Annotated in this window: 20 protein-coding genes and 1 pseudogene; 10 read left to right on the forward strand and 11 right to left on the reverse strand. The window is 72.5% G+C overall.

Annotated elements, in window-relative coordinates; translation table 11 throughout:
* The 4 genes from ACF09J_RS26575 to ACF09J_RS26590 all read left to right on the forward strand — a co-directional run bounded on the left by ACF09J_RS26575 (position 1) and on the right by ACF09J_RS26590 (position 4,566).
* Positions 1 to 1,950, forward strand: a complete 1,950-nt coding sequence (locus ACF09J_RS26575) for a fumarate reductase/succinate dehydrogenase flavoprotein subunit (protein ID WP_392307960.1) — start codon at positions 1 to 3, stop codon at positions 1,948 to 1,950.
* Positions 1,947 to 2,696, forward strand: a complete 750-nt coding sequence (locus tag ACF09J_RS26580; RefSeq protein WP_392307961.1) for a succinate dehydrogenase/fumarate reductase iron-sulfur subunit — start codon at positions 1,947 to 1,949, stop codon at positions 2,694 to 2,696. Before ACF09J_RS26575 ends, ACF09J_RS26580 begins: the two co-directional genes overlap by 4 nt.
* 236 nt (positions 2,697 to 2,932) lie before the next feature.
* Complete coding sequence (locus tag ACF09J_RS26585) at positions 2,933 to 3,706, forward strand: GNAT family N-acetyltransferase (protein ID WP_392307962.1); 774 nt, start codon at positions 2,933 to 2,935, stop codon at positions 3,704 to 3,706.
* A complete protein-coding gene (locus ACF09J_RS26590) occupies positions 3,706 to 4,566 on the forward strand; it encodes a lysophospholipid acyltransferase family protein (protein ID WP_392307963.1) in 861 nt (286 codons plus the stop codon). The genes ACF09J_RS26585 and ACF09J_RS26590 overlap by 1 nt, the downstream gene beginning before the upstream one ends.
* Here the strand turns inward: ACF09J_RS26590 and ACF09J_RS26595 are convergent.
* Positions 4,563 to 6,903: pseudogene (locus ACF09J_RS26595) on the reverse strand (ABC transporter). The gene ACF09J_RS26590 and the pseudogene ACF09J_RS26595 overlap by 4 nt on opposite strands.
* Positions 6,904 to 7,267: 364 nt before the next feature.
* Complete coding sequence (locus ACF09J_RS26600; RefSeq protein ID WP_392307964.1) at positions 7,268 to 7,867, reverse strand: DinB family protein; 600 nt, start codon at positions 7,865 to 7,867, stop codon at positions 7,268 to 7,270.
* Between the two features lie 108 nt (positions 7,868 to 7,975).
* Here ACF09J_RS26600 and ACF09J_RS26605 point away from each other — a divergent pair, with 108 nt between their 5' ends.
* Positions 7,976 to 8,449, forward strand: coding sequence for a universal stress protein (locus ACF09J_RS26605; RefSeq protein WP_392307965.1), 474 nt, complete (start codon positions 7,976 to 7,978; stop codon positions 8,447 to 8,449).
* A 92-nt stretch (positions 8,450 to 8,541) separates the two neighbouring features.
* Positions 8,542 to 8,835 (forward strand): hypothetical protein, encoded by a 294-nt coding sequence (locus ACF09J_RS26610; protein ID WP_392308140.1) that lies wholly within the window; start codon positions 8,542 to 8,544, stop codon positions 8,833 to 8,835.
* Between the two features lie 40 nt (positions 8,836 to 8,875).
* Here the strand turns inward: ACF09J_RS26610 and ACF09J_RS26615 are convergent, their stop codons facing one another.
* Positions 8,876 to 9,109, reverse strand: coding sequence for a hypothetical protein (locus ACF09J_RS26615; protein WP_392307966.1), 234 nt, complete (start codon positions 9,107 to 9,109; stop codon positions 8,876 to 8,878).
* Positions 9,110 to 9,207: 98 nt separating this feature from the next.
* On the opposite strand from ACF09J_RS26615, the gene ACF09J_RS26620 reads away from it, so the two are divergent.
* Positions 9,208 to 9,699 carry a hypothetical protein gene (locus ACF09J_RS26620; RefSeq protein WP_392307967.1) on the forward strand — a complete coding sequence of 164 codons (492 nt, stop codon included), beginning with the start codon at positions 9,208 to 9,210 and terminating at the stop codon, positions 9,697 to 9,699.
* 32 nt (positions 9,700 to 9,731) lie between these two features.
* On the opposite strand, the gene ACF09J_RS26625 is transcribed toward ACF09J_RS26620, so the two are convergent.
* Positions 9,732 to 9,947 carry a dodecin gene (locus ACF09J_RS26625; protein ID WP_392307968.1) on the reverse strand — a complete coding sequence of 72 codons (216 nt, stop codon included), beginning with the start codon at positions 9,945 to 9,947 and terminating at the stop codon, positions 9,732 to 9,734.
* 258 nt (positions 9,948 to 10,205) lie between these two features.
* On the opposite strand from ACF09J_RS26625, the gene ACF09J_RS26630 reads away from it, so the two are divergent.
* Positions 10,206 to 11,453: an extracellular solute-binding protein gene (locus ACF09J_RS26630; RefSeq protein ID WP_392307969.1), complete on the forward strand. Its 1,248-nt coding sequence runs from the start codon at positions 10,206 to 10,208 to the stop codon at positions 11,451 to 11,453.
* A 132-nt stretch (positions 11,454 to 11,585) separates the two neighbouring features.
* Here the strand turns inward: ACF09J_RS26630 and egtD are convergent, their stop codons facing one another.
* The 6 genes from egtD to ACF09J_RS26660 all read right to left on the reverse strand — a co-directional run bounded on the left by egtD (position 11,586) and on the right by ACF09J_RS26660 (position 17,403).
* Positions 11,586 to 12,548, reverse strand: coding sequence for an L-histidine N(alpha)-methyltransferase (gene egtD, locus ACF09J_RS26635; RefSeq protein WP_392307970.1), 963 nt, complete (start codon positions 12,546 to 12,548; stop codon positions 11,586 to 11,588).
* Complete coding sequence (gene egtC / locus ACF09J_RS26640) at positions 12,545 to 13,336, reverse strand: ergothioneine biosynthesis protein EgtC (RefSeq protein ID WP_392307971.1); 792 nt, start codon at positions 13,334 to 13,336, stop codon at positions 12,545 to 12,547. The genes egtD and egtC overlap by 4 nt, the downstream gene beginning before the upstream one ends.
* Positions 13,336 to 14,712 (reverse strand): ergothioneine biosynthesis protein EgtB, encoded by a 1,377-nt coding sequence (gene egtB, locus ACF09J_RS26645; protein ID WP_392307972.1) that lies wholly within the window; start codon positions 14,710 to 14,712, stop codon positions 13,336 to 13,338. The genes egtC and egtB overlap by 1 nt, the downstream gene beginning before the upstream one ends.
* Positions 14,709 to 16,058: an ergothioneine biosynthesis glutamate--cysteine ligase EgtA gene (gene egtA / locus ACF09J_RS26650; protein ID WP_392307973.1), complete on the reverse strand. Its 1,350-nt coding sequence runs from the start codon at positions 16,056 to 16,058 to the stop codon at positions 14,709 to 14,711. Before egtA ends, egtB begins: the two co-directional genes overlap by 4 nt.
* Before the next feature lie 306 nt (positions 16,059 to 16,364).
* Positions 16,365 to 16,820 (reverse strand): type II toxin-antitoxin system PemK/MazF family toxin, encoded by a 456-nt coding sequence (locus ACF09J_RS26655; protein ID WP_392307974.1) that lies wholly within the window; start codon positions 16,818 to 16,820, stop codon positions 16,365 to 16,367.
* A 148-nt stretch (positions 16,821 to 16,968) separates the two neighbouring features.
* The gene (locus tag ACF09J_RS26660; protein ID WP_392307975.1) at positions 16,969 to 17,403 is read right to left on the reverse strand and encodes a cupin domain-containing protein; all 435 of its coding nucleotides are present in this window, start codon (positions 17,401 to 17,403) and stop codon (positions 16,969 to 16,971) included.
* Positions 17,404 to 17,519: 116 nt separating this feature from the next.
* On the opposite strand from ACF09J_RS26660, the gene ACF09J_RS26665 reads away from it, so the two are divergent.
* Together ACF09J_RS26665 and ACF09J_RS26670 are read left to right on the forward strand one after the other, a co-directional pair.
* Positions 17,520 to 18,215, forward strand: coding sequence for a helix-turn-helix transcriptional regulator (locus ACF09J_RS26665; RefSeq protein WP_392307976.1), 696 nt, complete (start codon positions 17,520 to 17,522; stop codon positions 18,213 to 18,215).
* A 63-nt stretch (positions 18,216 to 18,278) separates the two neighbouring features.
* The gene (locus ACF09J_RS26670) at positions 18,279 to 18,719 is read left to right on the forward strand and encodes a hypothetical protein (protein ID WP_392307977.1); all 441 of its coding nucleotides are present in this window, start codon (positions 18,279 to 18,281) and stop codon (positions 18,717 to 18,719) included.
* A 15-nt stretch (positions 18,720 to 18,734) separates the two neighbouring features.
* On the opposite strand, the gene ACF09J_RS26675 is transcribed toward ACF09J_RS26670, so the two are convergent.
* Positions 18,735 to 19,934, reverse strand: a complete 1,200-nt coding sequence (locus ACF09J_RS26675; protein WP_392307978.1) for a glutathionylspermidine synthase family protein — start codon at positions 19,932 to 19,934, stop codon at positions 18,735 to 18,737.
* Positions 19,935 to 19,937 lie beyond the last annotated feature (3 nt).

The raw sequence follows: 19,937 nt of genomic DNA on the forward strand, positions 1-19,937 counted from the left end.
ATGACCTCCTACGCCGACTACGCGACCGGTGCGCCGGTCGTCGACACCAAGGCCCCGTCCGGCCCGGTCAACGAGCGCTGGGACAAGCGCCGCTTCGAGGCCAAGCTGGTCAACCCCGCCAACCGGCGCAAGCACACGGTCATCGTGGTCGGCACCGGCCTCGCGGGCGGCTCGGCCGGCGCCACCCTGGCCGAACAGGGCTACCACGTCGTCCAGTTCTGCTACCAGGACTCCCCGCGCCGCGCCCACTCCATCGCCGCGCAGGGCGGCATCAACGCGGCGAAGAACTACCGCAACGACGGCGACTCCGTCCACCGCCTCTTCTACGACACCGTCAAGGGCGGCGACTTCCGCGCCCGCGAGTCCAACGTCCACCGCCTGGCGCAGATCTCGGTGGAGATCATCGACCAGTGCGTCGCGCAGGGCGTCCCGTTCGCCCGCGAGTACGGCGGACTGCTCGACACCCGCTCCTTCGGCGGCGTCCAGGTCTCCCGCACCTTCTACGCCCGCGGCCAGACGGGCCAGCAGCTCCTGCTCGGCGCCTACCAGGCACTGTCCCGGCAGATCGCCGCCGGAAACGTCGAGATGCACCCGCGCACCGAGATGCTCGACCTGATCGTCGTCGACGGCCGGGCCCGCGGCATCGTCGCCCGCGACCTGATCACCGGGAGGATCGACACGTACTTCGCGGACGCCGTCGTCCTCGCCTCCGGCGGCTACGGCAACGTCTTCTACCTGTCGACCAACGCCATGAATTCCAACGCGACCGCCATCTGGCGGGCGCACCGGCGCGGCGCGTACTTCGCCAACCCCTGCTTCACCCAGATCCACCCCACCTGCATCCCGCGCACCGGCGACCACCAGTCCAAGCTCACCCTGATGAGCGAGTCGCTGCGCAACGACGGCCGCATCTGGGTCCCGAAGACCAAGGGCGACAACCGCCCGCCGAACGAGATCCCCGAGGACGAGCGCGACTACTACCTGGAGCGCGTCTACCCCTCCTTCGGCAACCTCGTCCCGCGCGACATCGCCTCCCGCGCCGCGAAGAACGTCTGTGACGAGGGCCGCGGCGTCGGCCCCGGTGGCCAGGGCGTGTACCTGGACTTCGCGGACGCCATCAAGCGCATGGGCCGCGAGAAGGTCGAGGAGAAGTACGGCAACCTCTTCGACATGTACGAGCGGATCACCGCGGAGAACCCGTACGAGGTGCCCATGCGGATCTACCCCGCCGTGCACTACACGATGGGCGGCCTGTGGGTCGACTACGACCTCCAGACCACCGTCCCCGGACTGTTCGCGATCGGCGAGGCCAACTTCTCCGACCACGGCGCCAACCGCCTCGGCGCCTCCGCGCTGATGCAGGGCCTGGCCGACGGCTACTTCGTCCTCCCGGCCACCATCAACGACTACCTGGCCCGCAACCCGCACCAGGAGGCCGTGACCCAGGACCACCCCGCCGTCCAGGAGGCCGTCGCCGAGACCGAGGACCGCCTCAATCTGCTCCTGTCCGTCGACGGCGACCGCACCCCTGACTCCTTCCACCGCGAAGTCGGCGAACTCATGTGGGAGTTCTGCGGCATGGCCCGCACCGAGGAGGGCCTGCGCAAGGCGCTGGACCGCATCCCGCAGATCCGCGAGGAGTTCTGGCGGCGCATCAAGGTGCCCGGCAGCGGCGAGGAGTTCAACCAGTCGCTGGAGAAGGCCAACCGCATCGTCGACTACCTGGAACTCGCCGAGCTCACCTGCCTCGACGCGCTGCACCGCGCCGAGTCCTGCGGCGGCCACTTCCGCGAGGAGTCCCAGACCCCCGACGGCGAAGCCGCCCGCAGAGACGAGCAGTTCGCCTACGCGGCGGCCTGGGAGTTCACCGGCACCGGCGAGGCGCCCACCCTGCACAAGGAAGACCTGGTCTTCGAGTACGTCCACCCCACCCAGCGGAGCTACGCATGAGGCTCACCCTGCGCGTCTGGCGGCAGAAGAACGCCGACGCCGACGGCGCCATGTCCACCTACGAGGTGGACGACATCTCGCCCGACATGTCCTTCCTGGAGATGCTGGACGTCCTCAACGAACAGCTCATCCTCTCCGGCGAGGACCCCGTCGCCTTCGACCACGACTGCCGCGAGGGCATCTGCGGCGCGTGCAGCCTCGTCATCAACGGCGACGCGCACGGCCCCGAACGCACCACCACCTGCCAGCTCCACATGCGGTCCTTCAAGGACGGCGACACGATCGACATCGAGCCGTGGCGCGCCGCCGCCTTCCCGGTGGTGAAGGACCTGGTGGTCGACCGCTCGGCCTTCGACCGGATCATCCAGGCCGGCGGCTACATCACCGCACCCACCGGCGCCGCGCCCGAGGCGCACGCCACGCCCGTACCGAAGCCGGACGCCGACTTCGCCTTCGAGCACGCCGAGTGCATCGGCTGCGGCGCCTGCGTCGCCGCCTGCCCCAACGGCGCGGCGATGCTGTTCACCTCCGCGAAGATCAACCACCTCAACGTGCTGCCGCAGGGTGCGCCCGAGCGCGAGACACGCGTCCTGGACATGGTGGCCCGCATGGACGAGGAGGGCTTCGGCGGCTGCACCCTCACCGGGGAGTGCGCCACCGCCTGCCCCAAGGGCATCCCCCTCGTGTCGATCACCAGCATGAACAAGGAGTGGCTGCGCGCGACCCGCAGGGCGTCCAAGCGGTAGCCCACCAGGAAACGTTCGCCGAGGGGGCGGACGGGCGGGGCCGGGAGTGGTGCTCATCCCCGGCCCCGCCTCGCATTCCACCGCGGGGCAGCCGCCCGCGCCGTTCAACATCCCCACATCCGTTCTCCCGGCACAGGTCACGCGGACGCAAGCCGGCATCGGAAGAACAGGGACGACGGACCGCACCGCCGGTCCGCCGTCCCTCTTCCCCACCGGGTCCACGACCAGGAGAGAACATGACCGGCGTCTCCACCCTCGAAAGCCCCCCGCAGTCCGCGCCGCCCAGCCGCTACACCGTCGCCCTCGCCCGTGACGAGGCGGACGTGCGGGCCGCGCAGCGGCTGCGGCACGACGTCTTCGCCGGGGAGATGGGCGCCCTGCTGTCCACCCCGCAGCCGGGGTACGACGTCGACCCCTTCGACGCCTACTGCGACCACCTGCTCGTGCGCGACACGACCACCGGGCAGGTCGTCGGCACCTACCGGCTGCTGCCGCCGGAGCGGGCCGCGATCGCCGGACGGCTGTACGCGGAGGGCGAGTTCGACCTCACCGCGCTGGCCCCGATCCGCCCCGGCCTGGTGGAGGTGGGCCGCTCCTGCGTGCACCCCGACCACCGCGACGGCACCGTGATCGGGCTGATCTGGGCCGGGCTGGCCCGCTACATGGTGGACCGCGGCCACGAGTGGCTGGCGGGCTGCTGCTCCATACCGCTCGCCGACGGCGGCGTCCTCGCCTCCGCCACCTGGGAGCGGGTGCGCGAGAAGAACCTGGCGCCCCAGGAGCACCGGGTGCGCCCGCTGCTGCCGTGGATCCCGCGGACCGACCTCCCGGCCGCCCCGCGCACCGAGCTGCCCGCCCTGCTGCGCGGCTACCTCCGGCTCGGCGCCCAGGTCTGCGGCGCGCCCGCGCACGACCCCGACTTCGGGGTCGCCGACCTCTACGTCCTGCTGTCGATGCGCCGGGTCAGCCCGCGCTACCTGCGGCACTTCCTCTCCCTCGTACCGGCCTGATGAGCGTCTGGCTGCCCAGCGCGCCCTGCACCCCGAGGGCGTGCGTGGAGACGGCGACGGGGTCCACGACGGCCGTACCGCGCGCCGTGCTGCGCCTGACGCTGGTCGTGGCCCTCGTACTCGCCGGGGTCGCGCTGTCGCCACTGGGCGCCCGCATCCCCGCCGGGTGGGTGCGGCGCTGGTGCCGGGCGGTCGTCAGGGCCTCGGGGGTCCGGGTCCGCATCACCGGCGCCGCCCCGCCCACCGGCGGCCTGCTGCTGGTCGCCAACCACATCTCCTGGCTGGACATCCCGCTGCTGGCCGCCGTCCGCCCGGCCCGGATGCTCGCCAAGACGGAGATCCGCGGCTGGCCGGTGGCCGGCGCGCTCGCCGCGCGCGGCGGCGCCCTGTTCATCGAACGGGACCGTCTGCGCGCCCTGCCCGCGACGGTGGCGCACATCGCCGGGGAACTGCGCGCCGGCGCCGCGGTCGCCGCCTTCCCCGAGGGCAGCACCTGGTGCGGCCGCGCCCAGGGCGCCTTCCGCCGAGCCGTCTTCCAGGCCGCCCTCGACGCCGGGGTGCCCGTCCAGCCGGTCCGCCTCCGCTACCTGAGCCACGCCGGGGGAGCGGCCAGCACGGCCCCGGCCTTTGTCGGCGACGACTCCCTGCTCACGTCCCTGTGGCGGGTGGCGACGGCACGCGGCCTGATCGCCGAGGTCGACGTGCTCCCCGTACTCCCCCCGGGCGCCTGCCCCGACCGCCGCACACTGGCCCGGGCGGCGCAGCAGGACGACCCCGGCAGCGGGGCCCGGCCCGTCGACCCACGCCCCACGGCACCCCGCGGGCACGCTGCCCATGCCGTCGTCGAGGCGGTCGCCTAGCCGTCCCGCCGCCGTACGGCCCGGGCCAGATAAGGAGCCGTGGCGCTGCCCGCCGCCCGGGCGACCTCGGCCGGCGGTCCCGCCGCCACGATCCGGCCGCCCTCGTCGCCGCCGCCGGGGCCGAGGTCGACGACCCAGTCGGCGCCGGCCACGACGGACATGTCGTGCTCGACGACGATCACGGTGTGCCCGGCGTCGACCAGACCGTGCAACTGCCGCATCAGCACCTCGACATCGGCCGGGTGCAGGCCGGTCGTCGGCTCGTCGAGAAGGTAGAGGGTGTGGCCGCGGCGGCCGCGCTGCAATTCGCTGGCGAGCTTGATGCGCTGGGCCTCACCGCCGGACAGCTCGGTGGCGGGCTGACCGAGACGCAGATAACCGAGGCCGACGTCGAGCAGGGCACCGAGACTGCGGGCCACGGCGGGGACGTCGGCGAAGAACTCCGCCGCGCCCTCCACCGTGAGGCCGAGCACCTGGCCGATGTTCCGCCCGCGGTAGGTGACTTGAAGCGTCTCCGGGTTGTAGCGGGCCCCATCGCAGTCGGGGCACGGGGCGTACGTGCTCGGCAGGAACAGCAGCTCCACGCTGACGAACCCCTCGCCCTGGCAGGTCTCGCACCGGCCTCCCGTCACGTTGAAGGAGAACCGTCCGACCCCGTAACCGCGCCCGCGCGCCTCGTCGGTGTCGGAACACCTTCCGTACGACGTCGAACAGTCCCGTGTAGGTGGCCAGGTTGGAGCGCGGAGTGCGTCCGATCGGCTTCTGGTCCACCGACACCAGCCGCCCGACGCCTGCCAGCTCCTCCGTGATCTCTCCGATGAGCGTGGACTTCCCGGACCCCGACACCCCGGTGACCGCGCTGAACGCGCCGAGCGGGAACCGCGCCGTCACCGCTCGCAGGTTGTGCCGGGTCACGGGCCCTACGGTCAACCGCCCCTGCCCACGGCGGACTTCCCGTACCGGCGCGGAGGAGCGGTCGAACAGGAACCGGCCCGTCGCCGACTCCGCGACCCCCGCCAGCTCGGCGACCGGCCCGCTGTGCAGCACCCGCCCGCCGTGCTCCCCGGCCAGCGGACCGACGTCGACGACCCAGTCGGCACCGCGCACCACGTCGAGGTGGTGCTCCACCACGAACACCGAGTTGCCCGCGGCCTTGAGCCGCTGCAACACCGTGAGCAGGGCCTCGGTGTCCGCCGGGTGGAGCCCCGCCGACGGCTCGTCGAGCACGTACACCACCCCGAACAGCCCCGACCGGAGCTGTGTGGCCAGCCGCAGCCGCTGCAACTCGCCCGCCGACAGCGTGGGCGTGGCCCGGTCCAGGCTGAGGTATCCGAGCCCGAGCTCGACGACGGGCACGATGCGTGACCTCAGGTCCTCGGTGAGGACGCGAGCGGCCTCGGACGTGCCTCGCAGATTCTCGGCGAGTTCGGTCAGCGGCAGCGCGGCCAGCTCGGCGATGGTGCGCCCCGCGAAGGTCACGGCCAGCGCCTCGGGCCGCAGCCGGCTGCCGCCGCAGGCCGGGCAGGGCGCGGCGGTGAGGAAACGCTCGGCCTTGGTCCGCAGGGCGGCGCTCTTCGAATCGGCGAACGTCTTCATCACATACCGCCGGGCACTCATGTACGTGCCCTGGTAGGGCCGTTGGATCCGCTCGGCGTCCCGCACCGGGTGCACGGTCACCACCGGCTGCTCGTCCGTGAATAGGATCCACTCCCGCTCTTTGGCGGGCAGTTCACGCCACGGCCGGTCCACGTCGTACCCCAGCGCGTCGAGGATGTCCCGCAGGTTCTTGCCCTGCCAGGCGCCTGGCCAGGCGGCGATCGCGCCCTCACGGATGGACAGCGAGGAGTCGGGCACCAGCAGCGCCTCCTCCGTGCGGTGCACCTGCCCAAGACCGTGGCACTGGGGGCAGGCCCCGACGGCCGTGTTCGGCGAGAACGCGTCCGAGTCCAGCCGCTCGGCCCCCGGCGGATAGTCCCCGGCCCGGGAGAACAGCATCCGCAGCGAGTTCGACAGGTTGGTGACGGTGCCCACGGAGGACCGCGACGTCGGCGTCGCCCGCCGCTGCTCCAGCGACACGGCCGGCGGCAGCCCGGAGATCTCCCCGACCTTCGGCGCCCCCACCTGATGGATCAGCCGCCGAGCGTACGGCGCCACCGACTCGAAGTACCGCCGCTGAGCCTCCGCGTAGATCGTCCCGAACGCCAGCGACGACTTCCCCGACCCCGACACCCCCGTGAACACCACGAGCGCGTCCCGCGGAACATCGACGTCGACACCGCGAAGATTGTGCTCACGAGCACCACGAACACGGACGTACGGGTCGTGGGGGCTGTGCATGGAGGGGCTCCGTACGGGGAGTGCGGGCGGCAAGGGGGCAAACCCCGCAATCCTATGCAACCCCGGGTCGGCCGCCCGGCAGGGGCAGAAGTGGAGGTGACGTGAAGGGGGTGTGCTCGTTGGGCTGTCCGGGGGAAGCCGCGAGGTCGCCGGAAGCCGCCGCACGAAGACATTTTTCGAACGCGTCGGCCAACATCGAGGCTGGAGTCCTTGTGAGCGGTGGTGAAGCACCTCGACGCGCGGCGGAGCATGTCGTCGAGCTGCAACGGCTGGGGGTACTCCAGCCCATGGATGTCGTGGGACGCAAAATGGCGTCCCGTCGCCCGTGACCGCGAACAATACAGCCGAGGGGGAATCAGCCCTCTCAGTCCTTGCCCGCCTCCCGTGCGGTGCGCTCCAGGCGGCGCCGGTGGTTCTCCCACCAGGCGCGATCGCCCGGAGGGATGCTGTCGGAGCCCTGCGACAGGCCTACGGTCCCGTCGATGAGTTCCCGGACGATGTCGGCATGGCCGGCGTGCCGCTGGGTATCGGACAGGACGCGGACCAGGATGTGGTGCAGGGTCACCTTCCGCCGTTCCTCCGGCCACCACGGGACGTGACCAGTCGCGTCGAGCGGCAGCTGCGCGATCGTCCTGTCCGCGTGCTCCCACGCCCGCCGGTAGAGCCCGACGATCTCCTCGCGCGACTCGTCGGCGGCGGCCCACATGTCCGCGTTGGGCTCGGCGTCCTCCGTGTACCACCAGAGCGGTGGCTCCCCCTTGAAGAACGGCCGTCCGAATGTGTCGCCGAAGTAGCCGAGTTCCACGCCCGCGGTGTGCTTGACCAGCCCCAACAGGTTGGTGCCGGTGGGGGTCAGAGGGCGGCGTACGTCGTATTCCGAGAGCCCTTCGAGCTTCCACAGCAGGGCGTCACGGGCGTCTTGCAGACAGCGGAGAAGGTTCGCCTTCGGGTCTGCTTCGATCATGCCGGGCAGTCTTCCAGCCGGCACTGACAACGGGCCCCGTCTGTGCCCGGGGTGCGTGGAGCGGGTGCGGGAGACAAGCTGAAGGTACGGATCCGAGGCAGGTGAGGCATGAGCGACCTGACGGCGTCCGCGGCACGGATCGTGGTCGGCGTCGACGGCTCCGAGCCGTCGGAGGCCGCACTGCGCTGGGCGGCGCGGCAGGCCGCCCTGACGGGTGCCGTGATCGAGGCGGTGACCGCGTGGGAACACCCGCTGTGGTACGGCACGAGTCCCATGGCCGCCGGTTTCGATTTCGCGGACAACGCGGCGAAGATCCTCAGCCAGGCGCTCGACGAGACCTTCGGCCCCGACCGGCCGGCCGAGATCCGGTCCCGAGTCGAGCGTGGTCACCCGGCGGCCGTACTGCTCGAGGCCTCCCGGGAGGCGGAACTGCTGGTCGTGGGGAACAGAGGGCACGGCGGATTCACCGAGACGCTGCTCGGGGCGGTCGGCCAGCACCTCGTTCAGCACGCGGCGTGCCCGGTGGTCGTCATCTGCGGCTCCGTACCGAGCGCCGCCCAAGGGGCCGACGGCGTGCGGTGAGGCCATGTGGCCCTATGACACACGAGGGCTGTCGGGTGACCGTGGAAAGTGTGCGGGAGCCGAGCGCAGGAGCAGGGAAGAAGGTCGACGGCATGGCCTGGGCATCATGGACCACCCCCGGGGTCTTCACCGGCCGGGGCGGCGTACGAACGGACGAGGCCGGGGTCGTCACCGGCAATCTGACCGTCCACACCACCTGGGACGGCAACGAGGCCGACGTGACCGTCGGGTACACCGGGACCTCCGAATGGTTCACCCTCACCGGAAGCCCCGTGCCGTGCCGTACCGAGCGGCACAGCCGGGAGCTGCACCAGGCCGTGGTGGCCGCCGTCGGCGCGGGTGGCGGAGCCACCGTCCAGCACACGCGCGTGACCGAAACGACCTGAAGCGCGTGCGGCGGGCGATCCGCAACCGTTCTCGCGGCGTTCAGCCGCGCGTGTCGTCGGGCTCGGGGCCCCAGTACTCCGGGCCGCCCCCGCGCCAGTCGATCAGCGGGGAGACCGAGACCTCCACGGGGTCGACGTCCAGCCCCGCGCGGCGCAGGAACTCGGCGACGTCCGCGACGCTGTAGGCCAGCCCCAGGATCTCGCCGTTCACGCGGACGCGCCGGCCGCCGGTCGGGGAGGGCGGGTGCACGATCACAGGCAGTGGTCCGGGCATGTACCCAGCATGGGATGCGGCCGGGCGGCCCGCATCCGGACGGCGGCGGTCCACGGCGTGCCGTGCCGACTCGGGGACGGCCCGATTACGCTGGCCGGGTGACGGACAGCAACCGACGGCCGCTCGCCGTGTTCGACCTGGACAACACCCTCGCCGACACGGCGCACCGGCAGTGCTTCCTCGAGCGCCGCCCGCGCGACTGGCACGCCTTCTTCGCGGCCGCGCCCGGGGATCCGCCGATCGGGCAGGGCGTGGAGCTGGCCCGCCGGAGCGCGGAGGAGTGCGAGATCGTGTACCTCACCGGGCGGCCGGAGCGGTGCCGCCGCGACACCCTGGACTGGCTGGCCGCCCATGGGCTGCCCGAGGGCCGCGTGCACATGCGACGCGACAGCGACCGCAGGCCGGCCCGCCGCACCAAGCTGGAGATCCTGCGGAGGCTCGCCCGCGAACGGGAGATCCGCGTCCTCGTGGACGACGACGAGCTGGTGTGCGCGGACGCCGAGCAGGCGGGGTTCCGCGTCCTGCGCGCCCGCTGGGCCGCGCCGTCCGCCGAGTTGAGGACCGCGCAGGAGACCGAGGGGCGCACCTGAGTCGCGTACCGGGGGCGAGGGGCGCGGACGCGTCAGTCCGCCTCCTCCAGCCGGAAGCCGACCTTCAGACCGACCTGGTAGTGCTCGATCCGCCCGTCCTCGATCTGGCCCCTGACCTGGGTCACCTCGAACCAGTCCAGATTGCGCAGGGTCTGCGAGGCGCGGGTGACGGCGTTGCGGATGGCCTGGTCGACGCCTTCGTGCGAGCTGCCGACGATCTCCGTGACCCGGTAGGTGTGGTCGGTCATGAGGGTGGCTCCTCTCGGCGGGCGGCGCCGGTGACGCGGGCACGGGGCGGCACGGCTTCCGGGCGCGCGCGTGTGGCGCGGGTCACTCCACCGTGCCGTATGCCGAGGCGGGGCGCGAGACGAAGAAGTACGGCAAGCCGGACATCACTTGACCCGGGCATTGGTCCATACCAAAATCTCAGCCACACCCGTGCGAGCTCCTGCTCGTCCCCCCACGTCGGGCCCCTTCGCTGTGCGTCGGAAAGAACAGGACCCCTCGTGAGACCTCGCCTCGTCGCTCTGCTGTGCGCGTCCTCCTTCCTGGTCTCCTCCTGCGGTGTGCTGTCGCAGGGCGGAGGCGGGCGGCACACCGTCACCGTGTGGATGATGAAGGGCAGCGCGTCCCAGGAGTTCCTGGACCGCTTCACCGAGGACTTCGAACGCACCCACGGCGACCTGCGTCTCGACATCCGCATCCAGGAATGGACCGGCATCGGTCCCAAGGTGCAGGCCGCGCTCGCGGACCGCGCCGGGGACGGCCCCGACGTCATCGAGGTCGGCAACACCCAGGTCGCGCAGTACGCCACGGGCGGCAGGCTGACCAACCTGACGCTGGAGTCGATGCGGGACTGGGACATGCAGGACTGGCTGCCCGGCCTGGCCGAACCCGGGCTGGACAACTCCTCCCAGTACGGCATCCCCTGGTACGCGGCCAACCGGGTCGTCATCTACCGCAAGGACCTGTTCGAGCAGGCCGGCGTCACCAAACCGCCGCGCACCCGGACCGAGTGGCTCGCCGCGAGCGAGAAGCTCGACTCCGGCGGCAACCAGGGGATCTACCTCGCCGGACAGGACTGGTACACGCTCTCGGGGTTCATCTGGGACGAGGGTGGCGACCTCGCCACGGAGACCAACGGCGGGTGGAAGGGCGCCCTCGACAGTGAGGCGGCGCTGCGCGGCATGGAGTTCTACCGCCAACTCCAGTCGCTCGGCCGGGGACCGGTCGACGCCGACGAGGAACACCCGCCGCAGGCGGAGGTGTTCGCCAAGGGGCGGGTGGCCCAGATCGTTGCGGTGCCCGGACTCGCCCAGACCATCGTGGAGAAGAACCCCGCTCTCAAGGACAAGCTGGGCTTCTTCCCCGTGCCGGGCAAGACCGCCGGCCGGCCGGGCACGGTGTTCACCGGTGGCTCCGACCTCGTCGTGCCCCGGAACACCACCGACCGGGACGGCGCCGTGGCCGTGGTCGCGGCCCTCACCGGCGCCGAGTGGGACACCGAACTGGCCCGCACCATGAACTACGTCCCCAACAAGCCGAAACTCGCCGCCGCCGTCGCGGACGAGGAGGGGGTCGCGGCCATGGCGGCGGGCGCCGCACACGGCCGGGCGACCCCCAACACGCCGGAGTGGGCCACGGTCGAGGCCGACAATCCGATCAAGGACTACATGACGAAGGTCCTCTCCGGCGGCGACGCGCCGACGGAGGCCCGCCGGGCCTCCCAGCGGATCACCGATCAGCTGGGGTAGCCACGCACGGCCACCGGGCCCTCCGGCCACCGGGCCCTCCGGCCACCGGGCCCTCCGGCCACCGGGCCCTCCGGCCACCGGGCCCTCCGGCCACCGGGCCCTCCGGGCAACGGCCCGGAGGACCCGCCCCCGTCACACCACCACGCTCAGCGACAGCGCGAAGCGTTCCTCGCCGTCGGTCCACCACCTCGCCAACTCAAGGCCCGCCGCAGCCAGTTCTGCGCTCACCCGGTCCTTGCGGAACTTCGCCGACACCTCGGTCCGCAGTTCCTCGCCCGCCGCGAAGTGGACGGCGAGGTCGAGCGCCGGCACCTTGACCGTCTGCTCGGCGCGCGAGCGCAGCCGCATTTCGATCCACTCGTTCGCCGGGTCCCAGAGGGCCACGTGGTCGAAGGCGTCCGGATCGAAGTCGGCGCCCAGCTCGCGGTTGACCACGTTCAGGACGTTCTTGTTGAACGCGGCCGTCACCCCGGCCGCGTCGTCGTACGCCCTGACCAGTACGTCCTCGGCCTTGACCAGGTCGGTGCCGAGCAGCAGGGCGTCGCCGGGGGAGAGCAGGGCGCGCACCGAGGCCAGGAACTCGGCGCGTTCGCCGGGCAGCAGATTGCCGATTGTGCCGCCGAGGAACGCCAGCAGCCGCGGGCCGGGGGAGGGGGGCAGGGCCAGGCCCGCGGTGAAGTCGGCGATCAGCGCGTGCACGTTCAGTCCGGGCCGCTCGGCGACCAGGGCCCGCCCGGCCTGTTCCAGCGCGGTGTCGCTGACGTCGACGGGGACGTAGGTGTGCAGCCGGCGCAGCGCGTCGATCAGATGGCGCGTCTTCTCCGAGGAGCCGGAGCCCAGTTCGACGAGCGTGCGTGCGGGCAGCGCGTCGGCGATCTCGGCGGCGCGGCCGGCGAGGATCTCCCGCTCGGCGCGGGTCGGGTAGTACTCGGGCAGTTCGGTGATCTGCTCGAACAGCTCGCTGCCGCGCGCGTCGTAGAACCACTTCGGCGGCAGCGTCTTGGGGTCGGAGGTCAGGCCCTTCTGGACGTCGGCGCGCAGGGCCGCGGCCATGGCGTCCTCGGGCAGGGTGCGGGTGATATGGAACTCACTCACGTGCGGGGCTCCTCGGATCGTGCGGATGCCAGGTCTTCGGTGGGGTCCTTGAGCGGGGTGAGCAGGACGTCCGTGCGGCTCGCCGCGAGCAGGGTGCGGTCGGGCACCTGACGCCAGTGCGGGTCGTCGTCGTACGGCTCCGAGGCCACCACCGTGCGGCGGCCGGGCTCGGCCAGGTACCACAGGCTGTCGCCCCAGGCGGTCGCGGTGATCGTCTCGCCGTTGGTGAGCAGCAGGTTGAGCCGTGAGCCGGGCGCCGCGGCGGCGACCTCCAGGACGGTGTCGGCGAGTGCCTGCCCCTCCTCGTCGCCGCCGCGGAGCCGGGCCAGCACCAGCGCCCACACGAGCGCCGAGTCGTTGCGGGCCTCCAGCGTCAGCAGGTCCCGCGGCGGCAGGGTCCGGGACACCGCGGCCAGCGAGTCCGGCCAGCCGGTGACGGCGCCGTTGTGGCTGAACAGCCAGGTGCCCGCGGCGAACGGCGCCGCCGCGGCCTCCGCGTCCGCGCCCGAGAGGGTCGCGTCCCGCACCGCGGCGAGCAGCGCCGAGGTGCGTACGACCCGGGACAGGTCGGCGAAGGACAGGTCGGCCCAGATGGGCCCGGCGCGGCGGTAGCGGGCCGGCACCGGGTCGCCCTCCGCGTACCAGCCCACCCCGAATCCGTCGGCGTTGACCGTCCCGTACCGCTGGTGCCGGGGCGCCCACGCCTGCCGGTAGAGGCTGTGCGGCGGCTCCACGAGATACCGGCCCAGCGGCTCCTCGGGTCCCAGGTACGCCAGATGACGGCACATCAGCCGCGCTCCGAACGGGCCGTGCGGAACCCGGAGAAGATCTGCCGCCGGATCGGGTAGTCCCAGTTGCGGAACGTGCCCCGGCAGGCCACCGGGTCCACGGCGAACGAACCGCCGCGCAGCACCTTGTACTCCGGCCCGAAGAACATCTCCGAGTACTCCTTGTACGGGAACGCGGTGAAGCCCGGGTAGGGGAGGAGGTCGCTCGCCGTCCACTCCCAGACGTCGCCGATCAACTGCCGTACGCCGAGCGGTGATTCCCCGTCCGGATAGCTGCCGGCCGGCGCCGGGCGCAGATGCCGCTGACCGAGGTTGGCGTGCTCCGGGGCGGGGTCGGCGTCGCCCCACGGGTAGCGCGTCGAGCGCCCGGTCACCGGGTCGTGGCGCGCCGCCTTCTCCCACTCGGCCTCGGTGGGCAGCCGGCGTCCGGCCCAGCGGGCGTAGGCGTCGGCCTCGTACCAGCACACGTGCAGGACCGGCTCGTCGGGCGGTACGGCCTCGGTGGCGCCGAACCGGCGGCGCAGCCATTGCCCGCCGTCACGCCGCCAGTACAGCGGCGCGTCGATGCCGTGCCGCCGTATGTGGGCCCAGCCGTCCGGCGCCCACCAGCGGGGCTCGGTGTAGCCGCCGTCCTCGACGAACGCCTGGTAGGCGGCGTTGGTCACCGGGGTGGTGTCGATCCAGAACGGCGCGACCTCGCGCACGTGCGCGGGCCGCTCGTTGTCCAGCGCCCACGGCTCGGTGGAGGTGCCCATGGTGAACGGGCCACCGGGGACGAGGACTTCGGGCGGACCGGTGAACGGCGGGGCCGGCTCCGGGTCCGGTGCGGTCAGGGCCTGCGGGCCCCGGCGGAGCTGGTGGGTGATCAGCATGGTCTCGTCGTGCTGCTGCTCGTGCTGCGCGATCATGCCGAAGGCGAAGCCGGCCTCGGTCAGCCGGGTGCCGTGGAACGCGGTGGACTCCAGTACGTCCAGCACCCGGCCGCGCACCTCCGACGCGTAGCCCCGGGCCTCGTCGGGGGCCATCAGCGGCAGCGAGGGGCGTTCGGCACGCGGGTGCTCGAAGGCGTCGTAGAGGCTGTCGATCTCGGGGCGCATCGCCTCGCGGCCGGCGACCGCCCGCAGCAGCCACAGCTCCTCCTGGTTGCCGATGTGGGCGAGGTCCCACACCAGCGGGGACATCAGCGGCGAGTGCTGGGCGGTGAGGTCGGGCTCCTCCACGCAGCTCGTCAGCAGCGTGGTGCGGTCACGGGCCGTGCTGAGCGAGCGCAGCGCGCGCTCGCGCAGCGTCTCCGCGTCGAACGTCTCCGGATCGGACGTCGCGGTGTCGAACGGCTCCGCGTCGCGTGTCTCGGCGCCGTGGGCGGGATCGGTCATGGCGCGATGTCCTTCCCGTGGGCGGTGCGGGTTGCCCGGGTGGTGCGGAGGCCGGACCGGGGCGGTTCCGCGCCGCGCAGCCGGTCCAGCAGGTCGTCGGCGGGACAGCGGCCCCGGCGTACGTAGCGGTCCTGGAACGCGGCGACGGCGTCCGTGACCCCGGTGGTGGCGCCGAGCCGGGGCAGGGCCTCCAGGGCGGCGGCGAAGCAGGCGACGGCCGCCTCGCGCAGGTCGGGGTCGGCGAGGCCGGAGCGGGCCGCCTCGGCCCACAGCGGATTGTGCGGCGCGGGCAGCGGCCCGGACCGCTCGGCCAGCGGCTTCACCACCCGGTAGACGGTCTCCGCCGCCTCCGGGTCGTCGAAGAGCGCCGCGGTGACGGCCAGCGGCACGATCCACCCGTCGTCGCCGGGCTGCGCGTCGATCATGCGCAGTTCCAGGTGCCCGCGCGGCCGGACCGGCGGGAACAGCGTGGTGAGGTGGTAGTCGAGGTCCTCCCGGGTCGGCGGCCTCGGCCGGCACGAGCTGATCCACCTGCGGAAGGTGAGCCCGTCGGGCACCTCCCACGGCCGGTCCTCGTGCCGTACGCACATCACCGGCGCGTCCAGCACGTGCCGGGCCCAGGCGGCGCGGGGACTGCCGTTCAGGGACGGGGCGCCGGCCCGGCCGGGGCCGATCTCCATCCATATCAGCTGCCGGGTGGAGCGCCAGCCGGTGGGCCGCCGCGCCACCAGCGGGGAGTGGGCGAACGCGGCCACCAGCACCGCGCCCAGATGGTGCGCCAGCCACCAGCGGCGCCCGTGGCCGAGCGGTCCCGGCTCCTCGTGACCGGCGTCCACGCAGACCTGCACGGACGCCGAGGCGCACATCATGTGCCGGCCGGCCGGACCACTGCGGTCCAGGGAGGCCTCCAGGGCGTCGTAGCGCCGCTCGCGCAGGAATCTGCGGGGGGTGTGCCAGGGATCGTGGCCGACACCGACGAGACGGAGTCCGTCCCTGGCCAGTGCGGCGCGGACGGTGTCGAGGTCGGCGGATACGGTACCGATGCACTCCATCAGGGAGGCGGCGGGCGGCGAGCTCAATTCGAGCTGGCCACCGGGTTCGACGGTGAACGCCGACCTCAGGGGCATGGTCCGCAGTGCGGCGTAGGCCGCTTCGAGACGTTCGGGTGCTACGGGGAGCCGCGGCGAGCGCAGCTCGTGGACGAGCCATTCCACTTCGACCCCGAGGGTGCGGGGCGGTCCGGTCTTGAAGCAGATGCCGCTGACCAGAGCCTCCGCCTCGGCCTCGGAGACGGCGGTACGCCACTGCGTACGGCCGCCCGCCGAGGTGGGTTGCGCATCGGACATGTCGGGATCCTCCTGAGATTCCACCATGCCACCGGCCCGGCGGTCGGAGGGCCGGGCCGGGGCCGCACCGTCCCAGCCAAAACCCTCCGACCGATTCGCACAAGGGTGCAATTCGCGACAATCGTGGCGCTGAATCTCCGTATCCGCGATATTTCCGACGCCGACCCGCGGTGCCGGGACCCGACAGTCTTCGCGCGGGTCCGCGTGGGTTCGCCGCCCGCCCGGGAGTCCTGCGGGCACTCCGGGCCCCGTGTCCGGTGCTACTCCGACCGGGTGATGTGCGCGCCGCGGCGCCCGGCCCGCGCGTCAGCTCCAGCCGTAGCGCTCCTGCAGGCGGTGCACGACGAGCCCGAACCGCATCCGGTCCAGCGCGCACGCCTCACGGCGCATGCCGTCCTCGTGCAGCCGCAGCACCCGGTCGACGTCCACCCATGAGTCCCGCCCCGACCGGTCCCAGGGGCCGCTGCCTATGGCGACCCACTCGCGGTCGCCGTCGTGCGCCTTGCTGGACAGCTGCACGGCCAGGAGCGTCCCGGCGGCCTCCCGGGCCACCACCAGTACCGGCCGGTCCTTGCCCCGGCCGTCGTTCTCCTCGAAGGGCACCCAGGTCCAGACGATCTCCCCGGGGTCCGGGTCGCCGTCGTGCGCGGGCGCGTACTCGGTGTGCACGCGGCCGACCTCGCGCGGGTCGGCCTCGGTGGTGGCGGTGGGGCCGAACCGGCCGGGCACGCTCTCATCGGTGTCATCGGTAAAGGCAGTCACGGGGGAACCCTAGTGCCGCGACAGGCAACGTTTGCCCCGTCGCGACGCCCGGCACTCCCCCAAGCTCTTCGAGCAGGGGCCCCCAGAGCACGCACCGGACGCCGCTCCTTGACGGGCAAACGTCACCTGCCGCGGCACTAGATCCTGATCAGGAACCCTCACCACGGCGGCGGATCTGCATGCCGGGGCGGCGCCGGTGGACGGTGAGGTAGGCCAGTCCCTCCGGGCCCGCGGTGAGGCTGCGGGTGGAGCCGTGCGGCAGCCAGAGCGTCGCGCCCTCCGTCAGGTGACGCGGCTCGTCGCCGGTGCCCGCGCCGAGTACGCCGCTGCCCGCGACGACGAACAGCAGGACGTCCAGGTCCGGTTCGCGGTGCGGCGCCACGCCCGTGCCGGGCGCCAGCCGCACGACGTTCGCGTCGAGCTGGCGTCCGGACTCGTCCAGCTTCCACAGCACGCCGCCCGGTACCGGCGGGGTGTCGGCCAGCGCCCGGGCGTCGCAGAGGACCCGCGGTTCCGGTTCCGGTCCGGGCCCCGGCGTCGCGCGGTCGGCCGGCCCGGTGCCGTGCTCGGAAGGCGATGTCATCGTGCACCCCTCATCTCGTTCCCCCGGGGCTGCCACCCGGGCCTACGATTATTACATGTAGGATTCGTGAAAATTGCTGCCGGTGAAGAGCCTCGGGTGAAAAGAGCTGAGTGGACGTGACCACCCCACGGGAGAGCCCCCGCCGACGCGAGGTGCTGGACATGCTGCGGGCCGCGGCCGGGCCGCTGGGCGTCGCGGAGGCCGCCGAGCGGATCGGGCTGCACCCCAACACCGTGCGCTTCCATCTCGACGCCCTGGTGGCCGAGGGCGTCGTCGTACGCCAGGTCGAGGAACCCTCGGGGCCAGGCCGGCCCCGGACCGTCTACGCCCCCCGGCCCGGCATGGACCGCCGGGGCATGCGCAGTTACCGGCTCCTGGCGCAGATCCTGCTCGGGCAACTGGCGTCCCAGGGGCCCGGGGCCCGGGAGGCCGCGACGGAGGCCGGCCGCGCCTGGGGCGGGTTCCTGGTCGATCCGCTGCCGCCCTCGCCACCGCCCACGGCCGAGCGGGCGGCGGCCCGGCTCGTCGCCCTCCTGGACGACCTGGGCTTCGCCCCGGAGCCCGAGGGCGGCGACGCCGCAGAGCCACCGGAGCGGATCCGGCTGCGCCACTGCCCCTTCCTCGAACTGGCCGAGGAACACAGTCAGTTGGTGTGCCCGATCCATCTGGGCCTGATGCAGGGCGCGTTGGCCGAACTGCGGGCACCGCTTGCGGCGACGGGTCTGGAACCGTTCGTGGAACCCGACTCCTGCCTGGCCCACCTGGCCGCCCGCCCGACGGGGGCGGCGCCTGCGCCGGCGCCGGGCGGGTGACGTGGCCGGTTGCCCCGGTGGTTCCCGCACGCGCCGCACATCCCTGAGAAAGGTGACACATCGATGAACACCACGGCGGCCGCCCTTGCGAGCGCGGTCACGTTCGTCTGGCTCGGCATGGTGCTGGCCATCTCGTTCCTGGAGGCCCCGCTGAAGTTCCGCGCGCCCGGCGTGACCATCCCGATCGGACTGGGCATCGGACGGCTGGTCTTCCGGGCGCTGAACCTCGTCGAGGCCGCCCTGGCCGTCGTGGTGATCGTCGCGGTCGCCGCGGGCGGGCCGCCGGCCGGGGCCGTCGGGCTGACCGCGGCCGTCGCCGTGCTGCTGCTCGCCCAGTTGGTCTTCGTACGCCCCCGCCTCAACCGCAGGTCCGACATGGTCCTGGCCGGTGAGGAGACCGGCGAGGACCGGCCGCGCTCGCGCGGCCACCTCGCCTACGTGGCCCTGGAGATCGCCAAGGTGGCGGTCCTGATCGCCCTCGGCGTCAGCCTGTTGCCGGCGTGACCGGCGGCTCGTCGGTCAGCCGTTCCGCAGCCACTGCGCGACCTGTTCCGGAGTGGAACGCGGCGCGTCGATGAGGTGGGGAACGAAACGGGCCCGGCGATCCGTGACGATCTCGTCGGATTCGCGGATGCCGATCCCGGCCGACCTGCCGCCGACGACCCACGAGCCGATCACCATGTGGTTGCCGTCGAAGGACGGCGGCCGGTGGAACTCCTGGAACAGGAAAGGCCCGTCGTCGAACGAACCCGCCTGGTCGAAGTGGTGCTCCGCCGAACGGACCTTGATCGACGCGCCCTCCCAGCCCCACAGGGGCTTGGCGACCCACTCGGCCAGGCCACGGGGGCCGTCGAGGTAGGACGGCAGGAGGTTCGGGTGCCCGGGGTACAGCTCCCACAGCACCGCGAGGATCCCCTTCGTGGACAGCAGCGCCTTCCACATCGGCTCCAGCCACTGCGTCGAACAGGGCGCGGCCTCCAACTGCGGCGCGTAGAGGCTTTCGAACGCCCAGTCCCACGGGTACATCTTGAAGCAGGACTCGATGGGGGCGTCGCTGAGATCCACGAAGCGGCCCATGCCGCTGTGCCAGCCGATGTCCTCCATCGTCAGACCCACCGTGGGAAGACCCGCCTCGACGGCCGTGTCCCTCAGGTACGCGGTCGTGATGATGTCCTCGTCGGGCTCGTCGACGCAGTGCGCGAAGTGGACCCGGCCGCCCAGCCGCGGGGCAAGGCTCTGCCATGTCCGCACCAGGCGTTCGTGGATCGTGTTGAACTGGTCGCGGTCCGGGTGCACGTCCTCCAGCCACTGCCACTGGAGCACCGCCGCCTCGAGCAGCGCCGCCGGAACGTCGCCGTTGTACTCGTACAGCTTGGCGTCGCCCGTGCCGTCCCAGGCGAGGTCGAACCTGCCGTAGATGCTCGGTGACTCGTCCTCGAGGGTTTCGAGCATCGGTCTCGTCCAGCGGGGGTCGATGCCGAGGCGTTCGACGTCGTCCTTCTCCAGGACGTGCCGGGCCGCCGCCACGCACATCGCGTGCAGTTCCTCGGTGACGTCCTCCAGGTGGTCCACCTCGTGCGGGGTGAGCACGTAGGCGGCGCTCTCGTTCCAGTAGGGCAACGTGCGGCCGTCGGGCAGGGTTTCGGTGTGGAACGGAAGGCCGGACTGGAGCACCGTCCGCTCCCAGCCGGGCCTCGGCGTGCGGGGTTCGCGTCTCATGGA

This window comes from Streptomyces sp. NPDC014889, assembly GCF_043081205.1.
GTDB lineage: Bacteria > Actinomycetota > Actinomycetes > Streptomycetales > Streptomycetaceae > Streptomyces.